The organism is Sphingobium sp. SA916 (genome assembly GCF_002894065.1).
Taxonomy (GTDB): domain Bacteria; phylum Pseudomonadota; class Alphaproteobacteria; order Sphingomonadales; family Sphingomonadaceae; genus Sphingobium; species Sphingobium fuliginis.
In genome coordinates this window covers 22,656-39,827 of sequence record NZ_LXYF01000014.1, presented here as the reverse complement: position 1 = coordinate 39,827, position 17,172 = coordinate 22,656, and the positions used below count along the sequence as shown (strand labels likewise).

Sequence of the window (17,172 nt, the reverse complement as noted above, 5' to 3'; positions counted from 1 at the left end):
ATGCGCCGCCCTTTTCGGCTATTCCCCGCCCTGCCCGCCTTGGCCTTCGCCCCGCCCGCTTTTGCCATCGATGCGAGTTTCCATACCTATGACGGCTTCGCCGAGACGGTCGATGCCTTCAGGCAGGTATCGATGATCTTCGGCGATCCGCGCTATGAGACGCTCGTGCTGATCATCGCCACGGCCGGGATTGCGCTGGGCGCGGTCGTCGCCAGCGTCCGCGGATCGGGCATGGGCATAGTCGGCTTCGGTTTCCAAATATTGTTCGGGATTGGCCTCTTCACCGGCCTCATCGCGACGACGGGAACGGTCCATGTCTATGACCGCGTGCGCAACGCCTATCAGCCCGTGGGTGATGTCCCGAACCTGCTCGTCCTTGTGGCGGGCGCGACCAACATGATGGAGCGCGCGCTGGTCGAGACGATCGACGACAACACCATCGATCCCGAAGCCAAGATCGAATTTGGCGCGGGCGGGCACAGCTTCGACCTGTTCCTCAATGCCGTGAGCCCGCGCGGGCCGATGACCGACACCTTCCTCGACGCAACGATCAAGGATTATGTCCGCCAATGCTATCCGGTAGCGCGGGTGTCGTCGGCCTATGGCGTGGACGACGACCAGCTCTTCCGTACATCGACCGACCTACCCAGCGCCTTTGCCGCCATGGCAGGGCCAGCGACCTTCTCGACGGTCTATACCGAGACCGACAAGGGCGGGACCACAGTCAGCTGCACCGACGCCTGGACACATATCTCGGACCGCCTCTCCGATCCCAATCTGTTCGAGGGCTATACGCGCCAGATTTGCGCGCGGACCGGCTTCGATGCCACGAACGCCGCACAACTGGCGCGCTGCCGGGAGCAGCTTGGCGAGATGGGGCAGATGATGCTGGGCCACCCGCTGAGCGCCCAGGCGTTCATGACCCATATCCTGCTGGGCAACAGCGTCGGCGACGTGCTGTTCGAGGATTCCCCCGCTACAGCTGCGCGCGTGATGGCCAACCGAGCGGTCGTGTCGAACGGCCTTGCCGCCATGTCTGTCGCGAATGAGTGGATGCCGACGATGAGGGCCACGGTGTTCGGCATCATGCTATTCATGGTGCCGATCGCCCTCCTCTTCATCCTGACGCCCATCAATCTGCGTGTCGCGAGCTTCGCGCTCGGCATGTTCGTGTTCGTGGCCCTCTGGGGCGTGATCGATGCGGGGATCTATCAGCTGACGCTGGGCCGGGCGATGGCGACGCTGGAGGAACTGCGGTCCAATGCCGTGGCAGCCAATGCCTGGCTGCTGGCGCCTTCCGCGTCGATGAAGGCACTCGCGATTTTCGGCAGCTATCGGACGGCGGCTGCCGGGCTTGCCGGGGCATTTGTGTTCACGGTCTTCCGGTTCAGCGGCAATGTCTTTACCTCCTTCACGTCTGGATCGCTCGGCATCGCCAGCCAGGCAACCTCGGCGGTAGCACCCATGGCGACGAGCGAGGGTCAGGCCTCGGCCCTTGAAGCGCAGGCGTCTGCCATGGGCACCCGATCGCGCGCGGCGGCGGCATCGAGCTTCGGCGATTTCGGAGAGCGGACGACGTTCGGATCGAACCGGACCTATGGCGAAGCGGGACACATATTGGGCGAACGCCCCGGCGCTGCCGGCGGCACAGCCTTCGCGCTGGGAGGGATTGAAGGCGCCCGTCAGTTGGGCGCTCTCTCCCCTGCCCTTGGCAGCCGCGATCTCTCTGACCCGCAGGTCGCGCGCGCGGTACAGGCGAACGCGGCGACGACCGCAATCCATCAGTTTGCCGAAAAGGACGCTTTGCGTGATCTCGGCACGACCTATTTCGGTCAGGGAGAAGCCGGCGAGAAATCCTTCGCTGCCTTCTCCCAGAATCTCGTCCAGTGGCGCGCCTTCGGAGATAGCCGCGCCTATGGCATGCTGATGGACGGCGCCACGCGGCATTTCGAACGCGCAGGCTATTCCGCCCAAGATGCGCGCCTCAAGGCGTCCGGCGTGATCGGTGAAGCGCAGGCCGATCCCACATTCGGGAAGCTCATCGCCAATGCGTTCGACCAGCAGCAGATGCTCGCCAATGACCTAACCGCCGCTCAGGTGCAGGTCGGCGCGATGGAGGGCCGTCGCGATTATGCGGGCGCCAATGTCACAGGCATCGAGCGCGCCAATGTCGCGACCGAGCAGGCCTGGCGGACCGGCGGTAATGCGGGACATCGCGAAGCGGCTGCCATGCTCGGGCTTCCCCTCGACACGACGTCGAAGCGCATCGGCTTTATCAACGCGCTCACCGGCGAGGCACGAAGCTCGGCTATTTCGCAACTCTCCCGCGCAACCGGCCGGAATGAGGCCCAAGTGATGGCAGCGCTGGAACGCTATAATGCCTCTGTCCAGGTCGGGACGGCCGATGGAGCGATAGCGGAGGCGGCGCGCGAGGGCACGAGCGTCTACGGACGGACAAATGAAGCGGCCGGCTACGACTTCGCGGAGCGTTCCGGCAAGCTTGACGCGCAGCGCGAGGTCGGCACCGGCGGAACCCGCGCAGCAGCCCGGATTGGCGAACAGCGGCGCCAGTCTGAAAATTTCGGTTTCGCCGAGGGCGCGGAAGCCGCAGGCGTGCCGACGCGCGAGGCAGCGCGGCTGGACAGCTTCATCCAGGCTCTGAGCCGGACGGCTGGCAACCAGGTCGATATGACGGAGGGCGGAGCAGCGGGCATTGCTGATCGGGCACGCAACGAACGGATGACCGCCATCGTCGACAGGGAGCGTTTGACCCGCATGCAAGGCTTGTTGGCCGAGAATGGCATCAGCTTGAGCAAACGCCAGATTGCCATGGACCAGAATGGCGACCTAAACCTCAACCTGACGCCCGATACAGCGGCGGCCATGTGGACGGCCGGGCTCATCAACGAAAGCCAGCTCGGCGCCATCGCCAATGGCGGCCGCGCGCGGTTCAATTTCGCGCATAATGACCTTCTCGTGTCCAGCGGAACCGCCTTCAGCCGTTCGGCGCGCAGCGATACCAGCACACGGTTCGAGGCGGGCAAGCAGGCCGGTCCCGACACCATCGAGCATTTCATGGGCGGCGGTGCCGAGGGTCAGGCGATGATGGCCGATTGGCTGCGTGGCGGGTTCGAGATGGACCGGAAAGGCGAGTGGCGGCTGAAACCCCAGGTCGCGGACACGCTCCAGCGGGACGTGCAGGCGGTGATGGTTCAGACGGGTTGGCAGCGGTCGCTTTCACGTAGTTCGGGTCATCAAATCTCCCATGGGTTCAGCGTCCAGGGAGAGTTGGCCAGCGGCGTGGGAATATCGGATGGGACATCGATCGGACACCAAAAAGGTCAGTCAGCGCGCACGACGAGCGGCAGAGCCAGCGTGCAATTCGGGGCTACCACTAACGATCAAGGCATCAGTAACACTGAGGCTCGCGCATCAATCGATGTTGTCAATTACGACACCCGTTCAGCCATAGCGAACGCCGAACGTGCCGCCTCAAGGTCCCACAACCCCGAGGCCACGTTTGCCAATGAACTAAGCCGCCAAATTTTGGGAGAGGGCGGCTTACGCAATAAGTATCTTGTTGATGGCGATGCTGGCCGCGGGCTCGGTGACCTTCTCGCGCCGATCACGTCGAATGAACAGCGCACGATTTTGGAGAGCGGGAGGTTCTCTGGCGATCGCGATCACGGTGCTTGGGATGGCGATTCAGAATTCAAAAAGCGCTAATGCCGGTTCGACGGGTGCGACGGATTTAGTGGATTTGCCGGGTTCAGAGGAGACCGGACGTCAGTCGGATCGTTCAGATACGGCATCACCCGGGGCCAGAAGACGCCAAAATCTTCTCCGCCGGAGCAATCGCCCACCCCTGCTACGTGGTCGCTGTCTACCGTCCCACGTGGTTTCGATGGAAACGCCAAGGCCTTTCGCCAATCCCACAGATATCGGCTCGCCAGATACCACATCAGAGCAAAGGGATGGAGCACGAGTGACAGGGCAAGGACAAATCCGCCATCCATCGCCTTGGCTGCACCAGGCACAAATGCCGTCGCGCACCAGAAGACCGCTGCGCTGGCCCACCAGGCTTTCGCATACCACGGCCGCCACAGCACATCCGACAGCTTCAATGTCGAAAAAGGGGCCTGACCATTGCCGTAAGTTACCGGATCCATGGCATATTCCTTTCTCAGAGACAGTATATTGAGAAGCCAGCCAAGTCACGCCTATTTGCGGCCCGATCTTGTCCGTTTCGTCAAAATGATGTATATCGCGACAGAAAGGACGAATATGGCAAGCTCTGTTCCCATTACCGGATCTGGTTCGGGTCGCGGAAAGACAATTTCCGCCAGCGACACACTTCGCCGCAAAGCCCTCGAAAAGCTGACGCTCGCGATCACCAAGGCGGTTGAATCGGCAAGCGACGACACGCTGGCCGATATTGTTGGCTCGACCGACTTGCGCCATGCGCTGACCGTCGCGCCCCGCGATATCGCGCCAGAATCTCCCGACGATATTGCAGCCATCAAGGCGGCGCGCGAAAAAACCACGCAATTCCGTGAGGAAATGGCGACCCGGTCCGGTGGGATGTACGATCGCACCCAGGTCGCCGCGATGCTCGGCGTTTCGACAGCCGCGATTGAGAAGCAGCGCCAGCGCAGGCAGATTTTGGGGGTCTCTTATGGCTCGGAGATCCGCTACCCAGCGGCCCAGTTCGTGAATGGCGAGACTGTGGGGCACCTGAAGCGCATTCTCGAAGCCTTCGATGATACCAATCCGTGGCAACAACTGATGCTCCTTACCACCCCACTGGAGGGATTTGAGGCCGAGCCGAGGACGCTCCTCGAATTGCTGGCGCGCAGACCCAATGACGATACCCTCCGCCAGCTTGTGGCGCTCGTTTCAGACTGGGCGAACTGAGCGATCATGGCCGAAGCTGCTTTGCGCCGTATTGCCGCGGGAACCTCCTTGCACCGCATCCATCGCACCCATCATTCGGCCATATTTTTCGGCCCTATCGGATCAGAACCACAAGGCCGCTTCGATGCGCCGGATGGCAGCTTCAAGATCCTATATGCGGCGCGATCTTTGGAGACCGCCTTTGGCGAAACGCTCGTGCGCTCTCCGCAAAATCCTTTCGTACTTTCCACAGCAGTAGCCGCTCGGGTTCGCAGTGAATTGCTCGTGACCAGCACCCTGCGCCTCTATCCCCTCGTCGATGGCGGCGTATCAAAGCTCGGCCTTTCGTTCACCGATCTTCACGGCGATGCCTATGCAAAGACATGGGCCGTGAGCGCGCATATCCATGGCGCCACGAACGCGGACGGCATCCTTTATACATCGCGCTTCGACAATCAGCGCTGCGTCGCCATTTTTGATCGCGCCGCCTCATCGATCGCCGAAAGCTCTAAAATCAACCTCCCCTTCCCACCCTCTGAAGCCGCCAAATTGTCTGAAAAATTTGGCAAAATCTATGTTGAGCCATAGTCGACAATAGGCCATGGTTGCACCCATTAACGCGACAAAGATTTATGAAAACGGACATCGATCATCTTCCCGCCAATAAGCGCCGCGAACTTGATCGCGTTGTTCAAATTCTTTTCGAGGAATTTGAAGACGCCCACGGCAAACCTACGGGGGATCGGAAACTTGGTCGCATTCTGAAGATCATCCTTTTCGGCTCCTATGCGCGTGGCGGCTGGGTCGATGAACCGCACACCGCAAAGGGATACCAATCCGATTTCGACCTCTTGGTGATCGTGAACCAGAAGGAACTCACTGACCGGGTAGATTATTGGGAAAAAGCCGAGGAGCGCCTATACCGCGAGCGAGAAATTTCAGGCAATCTCAAGACACCCGTTAATTTCATCGTGCACTCCCTCCAAGAGGTGAATGACGGCCTTGCCCATGGCCGCTATTTCTTCATGGATGTGGCACGCGACGGCATAGCCCTGTACCAGGTCGATGAAACAGAACTTCATTTGCCTCGCCCCAAGACGCCACAAGCCGCATTGGAGATGGCGAATGAATATTTTGAAGAGTGGTTTCCTGGAGCCGCCGACTTTTCTGATAGTGCAGCACATCTAATCAATAAGGGCCGCTACAAGCGCGCGGCATTCCTACTGCATCAAGCGGCAGAGAGTCTTTATCACTGCGTGCTTCTTGTCTGCACCTTTTACACGCCGCACGTTCACAACCTTAATTTCCTTCGAAAACAGGCCGAGAAAATCTCCCCTCTCCTCATTGACGCTTGGCCGCGTACTAGTAAAGCTGATCGGGCTCGCTTCGAAAAGCTGAAGGATGCTTACGTCAAAGCGCGGTACTCCAAGCATTACCGAATTTCAGAGGAAGATTTAGACTGGTTATCCACCCATATCGAACAACTTGGCCAAACCGTTCATGATCTTTGCCAGCAAAGAATTGAGGCATTTCGCACCCAGCAATAAGGCACTGCATAATCAGCTATCAGCAGGTCTTCTGCCCTGCGAGGAGAGCATTTTCGGCAGGCCGAACGCTTGTAAATAGAGATATGCTAAATTCTTTTTTTGCCATCATATGCCATTATGGCAAGTGCATTTTCTTCCCCTTTCGCGTTTTTCTCCAAAATCGGTTTTTGGCAGTGCGCTCAAAATCGCGCGAGATTGAAAACCGGCTTGACTTCAGCACATTGCTGTGAGGCCTGCGGTCGGGCGGTCTACCGCGAGAGTGTCAATCCCGCGAAACGCGGCCGAAGGCGTGACTAGCGCCTTGCTGTTCCCAAGCCAGATTAGCTCAGCATATCGAGGCAACGCCGCGGCGGTGGAACAGGTATAACGCACCATACTTGATGATCTGCGGCATAAGGACATTAGGTCGATCGCGCAGGGGCCGTTTTTTGCGCGTGAATAGGAATTATGTTAATAGCAGAACCGCAACTGTCCATGTCCGGTGTCGATTCCCGAAGATCGCTGGACTTTGACAGACACAGTAACAACTTACCCAAGATCGCTGGACAGAAATCACCTTCAATCGGTGGATTCTTCCCTTAGATCTCTGGATTTTTATCGTGTTAAAACCTGCGAATTCAGGGACATCCGCAATACCAGCCCAAATTGCCTGTTTATCCTTTATGTTCCGATTTGCAGTCAACCTTGTCCACCGATTAAAGGGAAAAGTCCAACGATCTCAGGGAATCTCATTTCCCGCAAACCCGCTAAAATCCGTGCTGGCCTGTTCATTTAACTTCGGGAATCGACAGCAGCCACCAGCGCCACAACCAGAACCGGGCGGAATGCCTCGAAGTCGATGACCCGGCCCAGTTCCTCCAGCGGATCGCCGTGCGCCGAAAGCCGCTTCAGGTGATCCGATATCCGAACAATCCTGCCTGCCGCATCGCTGCCTCCTGTCAGGCCCAGTGAACCAAATCCCGCGCTGGTTGGACAGGGGTTTTTGGAGGTGCCCATCTATATGCAAGTCTGGGAACAGGATGTTCCGGCCCGGAGGCATCCCCCGATGATCAGATCCGCCCCCCAACTTTGCGCCATCACCTCGACCGCGCGACAGCGGAAATACCCCTCCCCCCGCCCCAACGAGCCCAGCAACGGCGACAGATCGACCAGTTTCTTCGCAATCACATGCACAACCTCGCCCTCCCGCTGGGTGCTTTGCACTCGACAAGCTTGGAGCAAAGGCTGGCGTGTGTTATCCGGACCGGACACGCGCACAGGTAATATCGGATGTTCAAAATTTCAATCCGACCTCCAGTCCATAAGTGCGGGGTTCGCCATACACGCTGCTGAGGAAGCCGATTTCCGACATCAGGCCAAGCGCACCCACCCGATACAGCTTGTTGAAGGCGTTATCCACGAACAGTGCGGCGCCGATCCCGCTTCCCCCGATATTGTCCCAATTCAATCGCGCTTTGGCGAGAGCGTAGCCATTTTCGATGCCGTCGACATCCCTGTCATCCAGCGGCACGCGGCTTTGATAGGAGACGTTTGCGCTCAGGGTAAGCTGGCCCATCTGTTCTGGAATGGGCAGCCTGTAGGCGATATTTGCGCCTGCCTGATGATGGGGAATGCCCCTCATCTGAAATTCACCGACTATCGCGCCCTTAAGGACGTTGACGTCGACATAGGAATAATAGGCGCCCAATTTAAGACCATTGTTGAGCGCCAGGGACGCTTCAAGCTCCAGGCCGTAATTTTCCTGTTTCGCAGAATTGGTGATGACCGTGACCACGGTATCCGCCTGGCCGTCGCCGTTGGTGTCGATGCCGATGGGGTTCTGCTTTTGGACATTCTTGCCCAGTTGATAGAAGATGGCGGCCGTCGTATTCAGATAGCCAGCACCCACGTCGAACCTGTTCTTGAGGCCAAGTTCATATTCCTGAACCGTTTCGGGGTTGAACGGCCGGAGCGCCGCCTCGCTTTGGGCGCGAAGGCTGAAGCCGCCAGCCCTGAAGCCCCTCCTTGTGGAAGCGTATGCGGTGAGGTTTTCGTTCGGCTCGTACTGTAGCGTCGCATCCCATGTGAAGGCATCCCAACCCTTCTTGTTCGAGAATGAGCATTGGGCGATCGGCGGAGCAGGCGTTGCCGGATTGTTGTCCGGATCGAAGGCGCACTGATTGAGATTTGGCCGGATCGGAGCGACGCGCACGGAGCGCTTGTCATTATTATAGCGCAGACCGCCGGAAAGGGTCAGGGTAGGCGTGAACGCGTAGGACGCGGCTCCATAGAAGGCGTAGGTCTCGGCTCTGGCGTCGGACGGGTTGTCCCCGGAGAACAGGCTGGCCGGAGTGGTCAAAAGCCCGGCAGGACCTCGTCCGCCCAAGATCATGAGCTCCGGCAAGGATACACCCTGCGATAGCTCAGATCCCTTTTCGAGAAAATAGAAACCGCCGACGGTATAGTTCAGCTTATCGCCCAGCGTCTTGCCCTGGACCTGCAGCTCCTCGCTGTAGTTCTTCGCATGCACGGTTTGGAAGGGACTCAGGATAAAGCCCGGAATGCCGTCATAATCCTGAACGTTGGACCGGGAAACTTCCCGGTAGCCGGCGATATTCTTGATCGTCACGCCACCCAGGTCGAAGGTCGTCTTGTTCTGGATTCCAAGGTTCCGATTGTGCTCGTAGGGCAGGCCGGTGACATCAAGGTTGCCGCCGTCGCCGGACGCGATGTCCATCCGGTAGCGTTTGGCGGCGAACAGCGCGCGTGCCTGGGCGAGCTGCGCTGAAAAATCGGTGAGCGGCAATCCCAGCCGACGAAGTCCCTCCTGGCGTGCAAGCGGCGTGGTGTCAGTCGCGGGATTGTTCCTGAGCGCGGTGAGGAAGACGGCTGTCCCATGCTCCTTGGCCTTGAAATAGTCCAGGATGAACAAGGATTCGAGTTCCTCCGTCGGCTTCAGAAGCAGGGACGCGCGGAAGGTTTTGAAATTCTGGTCGTCATAATCGCGACCGTTCGACACGTCGCGCGAGAAGCCGTCGCGCTCGCGCCTTTTGCCGGCTATGCGGAAGGCTGCCTTGTCGCCCAAGGGCACATTGAGCATCCCGTAGACTTCGCGCAGGTCGTAATTTCCAATGGAACCTCTGACTTCGCCTTCCAGAACATCCTTGGGGTGGTTCGGCTCGACAAGAACGGCGCCGCCAGTGACGTTCCGGCCGAACAGGGTGCCTTGCACGCCCTTCAGCACCTGAACGGACTGAAGATCGTAAAGGGACTGGCCAAATCCGTAGGGCCGAGGTTGCACGACCTCGGCGAAATACGTCCCGACCGCCGGGTCGGTCAGCAACTGGGATTCCTGCGTCCGCTGTCCGCGGATGGCGATCACCGCGACATTGCGCAGCGATGCGGCGGTCGTGATCTTCAGCGATGGAACGTTCAGATCGGCGACGCTGCGGACACCTTGCTGCTTGAGGGCCTCGCCCGACAATGCCGTCACCGCGATCGGAACGTCTTGCAGCGATTCTTCGCGCCGACGTGCCGTGACGATGATCTCTCCCGAATTCTCCGGCGCGGCCGCCTGAGGCGATGCGTCTTGCGCAAGAACACCAGCACTTGGCAGAACCGCGCCTATGGCGCAGGCCGACAAAAATAGACGATAGTTTTTCATATTCCCCTCCATATTATCCCTGAATATTTGCGCCTCGGTCACTTTCCGAAAAATTTATGGCCCAATATGATTTTCTTATTTGTTCCCCGATGCCCAAAATGATCGCATATCGTGATCCGGGTCTTTCACGACGTGACTTTTGACGTCGAAGAACATCACATCGCGATGCACTGTCGAATAATCGGGCCATTTGGGTATGGTCCGGTTGTTCGGATCGCCGTGTCGGGCGAATGCGATCCACGTCATCGACATTTGCGTGGCCACCGCCTTGGGATCGGGTCCAGGGCCGACCAGCTTGGGAACGACCTCGGTCGTATTGAAGACAAGCGGCAGGTCCAGGGCATGCGTGGATTTGAGCAGACCACCCAAAGCGGGCGTGCCCCACGCCAGCCGATAGAGCCAGACCTTCGCGGCCTTTTGCTCCAGTTTGCGCTCCGCCAATTTGGTCGACATGCCGATCATGCCGCTCTGCGTCAGTATGTCGACAAGGATGTCCGTCGGCGATGCGCTGGGGTTGCGGCTTCTATAGAGAGCCAGTGCTGGCGCTGCCTGCTCCTTGAAAGTCGCTTGCAGACGTTCCTCAACATCAGCCCAGCTATATTTGCCGAACTTGGGATCATGCAGCAGGAACTGGCTCGCTTCGTTCGCCGTGGTCCCGATCATGATCGGGACGTCTGCGGAGATTTCGGGCGCATCCGGATCGAAGGGATCGCGCGGCAATGCGATACCGTCAACCACAGGCGAGAAGCCGACAGCGGAGAAGCCTATGCGGGCGTCCTTGCCGGGCAACGGCCGTGCCGCCGCGCGACCGGCGGCTGCCATTAAATCGGCCGTCGGAACATCCAGCAATTTCCTGGCGTCGGCGGGGGGGATGTCAAGTTCCTCCAGTAGCGCCGCTGCCAGGATTTCCCCTGTGGATTTCGGCGTCATCTTCAAGCCTGGACCGCTCTGGATGATTGCGCGGTGGAACAGGCCCTTGGCTTGAGGCATCGCCAGGATGACGCTGACCTTCCATCCACCGCCAGACTCGCCGAAGATCGTGACATTGTCCGGGTCGCCGCCAAAGGCGACCGCATTATCGCGTACCCACTCCAGCACGGCCACGATGTCCAGCATGCCCACGGCGCCCGAAGAGGCGTATTCTGGGCCAAGCAGTTTGTCGAGCTGCGTATAGCCAAGCGCGTCGAGCCGGTGATTGACAGTGACCACCACCACGTCACCCTGCGCGGCCAATTGCCGTCCGTTATATATCGGGCTGGAACCTGATCCGAGGGCGAATGCTCCCCCATGCAACCACACCATGACAGGACGTTTCCGTCCGTCATTCAAGGCAGGCGTCCACAGATTGAGGAAGAGGCAGTCCTCGCTGGCCGCTTCGCTTTCGGTATGGCCCATAAGTTCAGCGATAGGAGATTTCTCGCCGACATGAAGGCCCGGAATGATGCCCTGCGGCGCACTATCCCCAAATGCCAGGGCATCTTGCACCACCTTCCAGGGTGTTGGCTTTCGGGGCGGGATGAAGCGATTGGCTCCCCCCGTAGGGGCGCCGTAGCGCAATCCCTTGAAGGACTGGACACCGGCCTCAATCGATCCACGGACAGGTCCGTTGGATGTGAGGACCACTTCCGTCCTGGGCGGATTGGAGGTGGTCGCGCCAAACACCGACGAACCCATGCCGCCTGCCGAAGCGGCGCTCACAACCATGACCGTGAGCGCTGACCTGCGCGTGAAGTTGCCCGCTTCATCCTTGCCATTCATTGGACCTCTCTTTTCCTGCTTATGGATGACGGTTTGCCGTCTTGAGAGAATCCTATGCGCGGGCGCGCTCGTTAAACTAGTACCCCCATTTCCTCGGTCTCTGCATCAGGTCGAGAGACTTTGCCTGTGTTCGTCCCTATGTCAGCCTGGCGTCAATGCCACCAACGTCTGAATAAAAATGCAGACGCGACAAACTGCCGACGCTCCGCCTCGTCCGGATCGCCGGTCATGATGCCTTCGGCGACGTTGATCCAAGCCTCGATGAATTTCGAAACATCAGGCTTTGCAATCGTAATATTTTGTGGAAATAATTTGCTGTTACAGGCGCTAAGCGCCTTTCGCCACATTTTCACCAACGGGTTGAAGATAAGGCGATCATGTACAGCAAGCAGACGACCGAGCGCCCTGACCGGATCGCTATTTTCAATATCTTCTCTCATCCCGCAAATAATGGACTGTAACCAGGGACGATCGGCGGTTGTGATGTTCTTTGCGGCTTCCCGCGCGATCTCGCAGTCCAACGCAGTAACATATGTCGCATATTGCACTTCGTCGAAGCCATTCGCCGCAAGATAGCCGAACACACGCCTTTGCAATGTGGACGAATTTTGTCCCGCCATCATCACGCCCTTCCCGCGACCGGGACGACACTCCACCATTCCCGCGTCTTCCAGGATGCGGATGGCCTGCCTGACACGCCTCAGCCCCACATTATAATGCTCTACGATTTTATTTTCGAAACTGATGCGACTTGCATCAGAACTGCTGGTGATACCGTCGCGGAACAGATGATTGGCCAGCAAGATGGCCCCGCGGTCGCCGGTATTATGCTCTGTTGCAACCGCATGATCCCGGGGGATCTGCACAGCCGAGCCATAGCGGGTCAGCAGGCAGCATTTTAGGGCAACCGCGAACTGGCTTGAGCCGCAACTTCCCGTTTCATCAGTCGCTGCAACCAAGTGTGTCGATTGCTCGCCGGGCCGCCCGACGAGGTTAGCTTCTACAGGGGCGCCGCCTTTAAGCGCGTAATTTCCCATGAGGTCCATGAGCGCCATGGTAAGAATGGCCACCGCATTGCCGGTTTCGTAAGCGGCGGATTGATAATATCTGCTCTCCGCCTCAACGGATGCGCCGTCGACGCTAAAGTCTTCCACGCCCTTTTCGGGTTTGCCTGTGAAAGCGATAGGACGACGCTGCCCCAGAATGCGGACTACAATGGCCCGCAAAATCTCTGTGGCCTCGCACAATTCAGCGACTGTTACCCCGCTCAGGCAGAAGTGATTTGCAATCACTTGCACCACCTTGCCCACCGGAGGCAGGGCCGATGTAACCCCGCCATTTCTGCCACTCTTCATTCGGATCAGGCCACGGGAGTCAAGAATTCCAATTGCTTCGCGTATCGTTTCCCGGCTGCACTGATAGCGCCCGATCAGATCATGCACGGTCCAGGGTGCCGGGCCGAGAAATTCTGACAATGAAGGCAATTCGGCCTCGATCAAGGTAGCAAGCGCCAAGCCACGCTTCTCTTTGCTGCCCCCAGCGGTGAGCTTATAAAGGGAAGGTGCATCGAAGGGCTGGGGCACTGACCAGGCTGTGTGGGCGCCGCCCACTGCAGATTGCAAATCGCTCACCTTTGCTCCCCTTCTGCTCATCCAATCGGCTTTGCTCCTGGCAGGCAGTAACCAAAGGCATAATCTCCTTTGTTGTGAGACTGATTTTATTGTATGGCAACGTGCCGGGGAGCATGTCTCATCAGACATCGGCTTTATGATATCATCGGGTAAATTTGCCGAGTGCCATGCATCCCGGTTTAGCTCTTTACCCTGTCCCGGATTTGCCACCGGCCAGAACGAGAGATTCGGCGCTTCATCGACCGGGGTTACGCCTTCATGCTACTCAACCTGATTGCGCAGGTCGCTGGCCCCGACGGGAGCGCCGGTCCGTGGATCAAGCGGGACAACGAGCTTGTTTCGCTGCATGACTGGCTCTGCGACGCGCTCACGCCAATGGCCCAATGGCCCGGCGCAGCGCGCGTAACGTCGCCTTTGCGGCGGACTGCGCCACGCCGTCTATACGTTGGTCGGGGATGCGCGCCTTCTGGGCACAGCGGTTCGCGCCCCCGACGCGTCAGTTCAAAGCGAATTCGCGTTCGCGGAATAAACGAATTTGAATCCAGCCTACAGCATTTGAAGAAGATTTCCTTCAGGATTGATAGACTTCGTGATCCCAGGCCCGACGCAGAGATCAGCGCCCCCAGATTGGAGTCGATCTCGATTTTAGATCGGAGCCAATGAGAATCGCTCGCCTATCAAAGATCGGTCAGCCTACCCTCAAAGGCCTCGGCGGCCAGGCCCAGTGTCTCCGCCAGCGTCGGATGCGGGTGGACGGTCAGACCGATGTCGGCGGCATCGGCGCCCATCTCGATGGCCAGCGCCGCCTCGGCGACGAGGTCGCTGGCGTTGGGGCCTACCACCCCCGCCCCGACGACCCGCCCCGTAGCCTCGTCGAACAGCAGCTTGGTCAGTCCTTCCGGCCGCGCCATCGACAGGGCGCGACCCGACGCGGCCCAGGGGATTTGCCCCTTGCCGACCTTGATCCCGCGCACATTCGCTTCGGTTTCGGTCAGCCCGACCCAGGCGATCTCTGGATCGGTATAGGCCACCGCCGGAATGACGCGGGCGTCGAAGCCGCTCTTGTGGCCCGCAGCGACCTCGGCCGCGACCTTGCCCTGGTGCGTGGCCTTGTGCGCCAGCATCGGCTGGCCGACGAGATCCCCGATGGCGAAGATATGCGGCACGTTGGTCTGCATCTGCGCATTGACCGCTATGAAACCGCGCGCATCCACCGCGACGCCGGCGGCTTCCGCGCCGACCATGCCGCCATTGGGCGTGCGGCCGATCGCCACCAGCACGCGGTCGTACCGCTCGCTCACGCTGCCGCCGCCCTTCTCGAAGGTGACGTGAAGCCCGTCATCGGCGGGCGTGACTGCGGTGACGCGCGTGCCGAGATGGATGGCCTCGCAGCGATCAGCCAAACGCTTGTGCAGCGGCTTGACGAGGTCGGCATCGGCCCCGGGCACCAGCTGATCGGTCATTTCGACGATGGTCACCTGAGAGCCAAGGGCAAGATAAACAGTGGCCATCTCCAGCCCGATGATACCGCCGCCCAGAACAAGAAGGCGTTCGGGTATGTCCTCCAGCGCCAGCGCCCCGGTCGAATCGAGGACGCGCGGATCGTCATGCGGGATGAAGTGCAGGCGCGCGGGCTCGGAGCCGGCGGCGATGATGGCGTGAGTGAACGCGATCGTCTTCTCGCCATCCGCCGACTGGACGGTGATCCGGTGGGGCGAGGTGAAACGCGCCTCGCCGTTCACGACGGCGACCTTGCGCCGCTTCGCCAATCCGGTGAGGCCGCCAGTGAGCTTCCCCACAACGCTTTCCTTCCAGCTGCGCAGGGACGCCAGATCAATGGCCGGCGCGCCGAAGCTGATGCCGTGGGAGGCCGCATCGCGGGCGTCGTCGATCACCTTGGCGGCATGGAGCAGCGCCTTGGAAGGTATGCAGCCGACATTGAGGCACGCGCCACCCAATGTGCCACGGCTGTCGATCAGGATCACCGATTGACCCAGATCGGCGGCGCGGAACGCGGCGGTGTATCCGCCCGGCCCTGCCCCGATCACGACGATGTCGGCGGAGAGATCGGCATTGCCGGCCGGGTCCGCGGCCGGGACTAGAGCGGGTAACGGGGTTGGGGCTTGCGTCGGCGCAGGCGTGACCGGCACATGTGTGGCGGCATGGGCGGCTTCGGACGCCGACAGCGTCAGCACGACCGTTCCTTCGCTCACCAAATCCCCGGCCTTGACCAGAATGTCGACCACCGTCCCGCCTTCGGGCGCGGGCACGTCGAGCGTCGCCTTGTCCGATTCCAGAACGATAATGGTTTCATCCGGCGCAACGACGTCGCCCGGCTTCACTAGCACCTCGATCACCGGCACATTCTTGAAATCCCCAATGTCGGGAATCCGGATGTCCTTGTTCTGGCCCAACATTATAATGCAATCCTTCGGAAATCGGAGAGAAGCTGGCACAGGGTCACGAGGAAGCGCGCCGCCGCCACGCCATCGACTACGCGGTGATCCCAGGAGAGGCTGACCGGCTGGACCAGCCGGGGATGGAAGGCCGACCCGTCCCAGACCGGCTTGGTCTGCGCGCGGGTCATGCCCAGGATGGCGACTTCGGGCGCGTTGATGATCGGGGTGAAATTGGTCCCGCCGACGCCGCCCAGCGACGAGATGGTAAAGGTCGCCCCCTGCATGTCGCCCAGCTTGAGCTTGCCCTGCCGCGCGTCCGCCGCCAGCTGCACCGCTTCCTGCGAAATCTCGACCAGGCCCTTGCGGTCGGCGTCCTTGATCACTGGCACCACCAGCCCCTCGGGCGTGTCCGCCGCGAAGCCGATATGATAATAGCGCTTGAGGATCAGCTCCTCGCCGTCGAGCGAGGCGTTAAAGGTGGGATGCGCCTTTAGCGCCGCCACTGCCGCCTTGATGACGAAGGGCAGCAGGGTGAGCTTCGTTCCGTCCTTCGCCTCATTGTTCAGCATCTGGCGGAAGGCTTCGAGATCCGTGACGTCGGCCTCGTCGAAATTGGTGACCTGCGGGATGAGAATGGCGTTGCGCTGAAGATTGGCCCCGGAAATCCGCCGGATCTTGGACAGAGGCGCGCGTTCGACCGGGCCGAACTTGGCGAAGTCCACCTGCGGCCATGGCAGCAGGCCAAGCCCGGAGCCTTGGGCGGCCGGCGCGGATGCCCCCGCGACACGGTCCTTGACCCAGGCCTGGACATCCTCGCGCGAGATGCGGCCTTTCGCGCCGGTGCCGGTCACCTGCGTCAGATCGGCGCCCAGTTCGCGCGCGAAACGACGAACGGAGGGCGGAGCATGAGGAATGGTTGGTGAAGTGGCGCCGGAAGCTGTATCGGTCGGAGCGGCGGACGCCACCGATGGCGGCGGTGCCGACGCGACCTGGGGTTGCGGCGGTGCTACCGCTGGAGCGGCCTGGGCGGGCGGCTCCGTCACGGCAGACGCTGCCCCTTCGCTGATCTCCAGTTTCAGGAAGGGCGATCCGCAGCTGACCTTGTCCCCCGGCTGCACGATCACCTCGCGAACGATGCCGCTCGTCGGCGAGGGGACGTCGAGCGTCGCCTTGTCGGATTCCAGCACCAGCAGCGTCTCGTCGGCCGCGACCATGTCCCCGGGCTTGACCAGCATTTCGATGACGGGGACGTCTTTGAAATCCCCGATGTCGGGGATGAGGATGGTTTCGATATTGCTCAT

General features: G+C 60.1%; 11 protein-coding genes. 4 read left to right on the top strand and 7 right to left on the bottom strand.

The features are described from left to right. On the top strand, positions 1-3,726 hold the full coding sequence (locus A8G00_RS03535; protein WP_103000024.1) for a conjugal transfer protein TraG N-terminal domain-containing protein: 3,726 nt from the start codon (positions 1-3) through the stop codon (positions 3,724-3,726). On the opposite strand, the gene A8G00_RS24695 is transcribed toward A8G00_RS03535, so the two are convergent. Next, positions 3,723-4,169, bottom strand: coding sequence for a hypothetical protein (locus A8G00_RS24695; protein ID WP_146032550.1), 447 nt, complete (start codon positions 4,167-4,169; stop codon positions 3,723-3,725). The two genes, A8G00_RS03535 and A8G00_RS24695, sit on opposite strands and share 4 nt — an antisense overlap. Here A8G00_RS24695 and A8G00_RS03530 point away from each other — a divergent pair. Genes A8G00_RS03530 through A8G00_RS03520 form a run of 3 tightly spaced genes read left to right on the top strand, consistent with a single transcriptional unit; the run spans position 4,168 to position 6,440 of the window. Then, positions 4,168-4,914, top strand: coding sequence for a hypothetical protein (locus A8G00_RS03530; RefSeq protein WP_253257898.1), 747 nt, complete (start codon positions 4,168-4,170; stop codon positions 4,912-4,914). The genes A8G00_RS24695 and A8G00_RS03530 overlap by 2 nt on opposite strands. A gap of 6 nt (positions 4,915-4,920) precedes the next feature. Further along, complete coding sequence (locus A8G00_RS03525; protein ID WP_103000022.1) at positions 4,921-5,481, top strand: RES family NAD+ phosphorylase; 561 nt, start codon at positions 4,921-4,923, stop codon at positions 5,479-5,481. Between the two features lie 44 nt (positions 5,482-5,525). Continuing rightward, the gene (locus tag A8G00_RS03520) at positions 5,526-6,440 is read left to right on the top strand and encodes a nucleotidyltransferase and HEPN domain-containing protein (RefSeq protein ID WP_103000021.1); all 915 of its coding nucleotides are present in this window, start codon (positions 5,526-5,528) and stop codon (positions 6,438-6,440) included. 771 nt (positions 6,441-7,211) lie between these two features. On the opposite strand, the gene A8G00_RS25425 is transcribed toward A8G00_RS03520, so the two are convergent. The 6 genes from A8G00_RS25425 to aceF all read right to left on the bottom strand — a co-directional run bounded on the left by A8G00_RS25425 (position 7,212) and on the right by aceF (position 17,172). Beyond that, positions 7,212-7,436 carry a hypothetical protein gene (locus A8G00_RS25425; RefSeq protein WP_216365589.1) on the bottom strand — a complete coding sequence of 75 codons (225 nt, stop codon included), beginning with the start codon at positions 7,434-7,436 and terminating at the stop codon, positions 7,212-7,214. A 277-nt stretch (positions 7,437-7,713) separates the two neighbouring features. Beyond that, positions 7,714-10,083, bottom strand: coding sequence for a TonB-dependent receptor (locus A8G00_RS03505; RefSeq protein WP_103000092.1), 2,370 nt, complete (start codon positions 10,081-10,083; stop codon positions 7,714-7,716). Between the two features lie 75 nt (positions 10,084-10,158). Next, the gene (locus A8G00_RS03500; protein ID WP_103000020.1) at positions 10,159-11,841 is read right to left on the bottom strand and encodes a carboxylesterase/lipase family protein; all 1,683 of its coding nucleotides are present in this window, start codon (positions 11,839-11,841) and stop codon (positions 10,159-10,161) included. Between the two features lie 152 nt (positions 11,842-11,993). After that, on the bottom strand, positions 11,994-13,472 hold the full coding sequence (locus A8G00_RS03495; RefSeq protein ID WP_172451745.1) for a GntR family transcriptional regulator: 1,479 nt from the start codon (positions 13,470-13,472) through the stop codon (positions 11,994-11,996). A 677-nt stretch (positions 13,473-14,149) separates the two neighbouring features. Continuing rightward, positions 14,150-15,889 carry a dihydrolipoyl dehydrogenase gene (gene lpdA, locus A8G00_RS03485; RefSeq protein ID WP_103000017.1) on the bottom strand — a complete coding sequence of 580 codons (1,740 nt, stop codon included), beginning with the start codon at positions 15,887-15,889 and terminating at the stop codon, positions 14,150-14,152. Next, positions 15,889-17,172 carry a dihydrolipoyllysine-residue acetyltransferase gene (gene aceF, locus A8G00_RS03480; protein WP_103000016.1) on the bottom strand — a complete coding sequence of 428 codons (1,284 nt, stop codon included), beginning with the start codon at positions 17,170-17,172 and terminating at the stop codon, positions 15,889-15,891. Before aceF ends, lpdA begins: the two co-directional genes overlap by 1 nt.